The organism is Stenotrophomonas sp. 278 (genome assembly GCF_003935715.1).
GTDB lineage: Bacteria > Pseudomonadota > Gammaproteobacteria > Xanthomonadales > Xanthomonadaceae > Stenotrophomonas > Stenotrophomonas maltophilia_AH.
Genome location: NZ_RHPP01000313.1, coordinates 1 through 692, shown reverse-complemented (window position 1 = coordinate 692; position 692 = coordinate 1). Strand labels below are relative to the sequence as shown.

The 692-nt window shown below is 65.0% G+C and carries 1 protein-coding gene; it reads left to right on the top strand.

The window, feature by feature from the left end; all coding sequences use genetic code 11:
- Window positions 1-692 (top strand): terminase gpA endonuclease subunit (locus EGJ34_RS21900; RefSeq protein ID WP_185750302.1); only part of this gene is annotated, 692 nt, incomplete at both ends.

The window sequence follows — 692 nt, the reverse complement described above, 5'->3', positions numbered from 1 at the left end:
CTGCTGACCGGCGATGACCCGGTCAAGATGCTGGATGGGCGCACATCGTCTTTCCCGACGACCTACAAGCGTCTCTACATCAGCACCCCCGGTATCACCGGGTTGAGCCGCATCTCCAAGTTGTACGAGAAATCCGACCAGCGCCGTTACCACGTGCCGTGCCCGCACTGTGGCCACTTCCAGCATCTGCAATGGAGCGGGCTGCACTGGTCCCCTGACGCCAAGCACGCCTGGTACGGCTGCAGCGAGTGCGGGGCGTGCATCGAAGAGCACCACAAGGCCGACATGATCGCGGCCGGCCGCTGGGTGCCCGCCAATCCGGACTCGCCCATTCGCGGTTACCACATCAATTGCCTTTACTACCAGTTTGGCTTGGGGCCGCGCTGGATCGACCTGGTGCGAGAGTGGCTGGATGCGCAGAACGATCCGGCCTCGCTGAAGACCTTCGTCAACGACCGTCTGGCCGAGACGTGGGAAGACCCGAAGATGCGGGCGGTCAAGCACAACGTGATCGCCGACCGCGCCGAAGGCTACCGGCTGCGGTACGCGCCGCGCGGCGTGCTGGCCATCACCGTGGGCGTGGACACCCAGGACAACCGCTTGGCGGTTCACGTGGTGGGCTGGGGTCGGGGAATGACCGCTTGGACGCTGGACTATGTGGAGCTGGCTGGCGACCCGGCCGAGGAAGACGT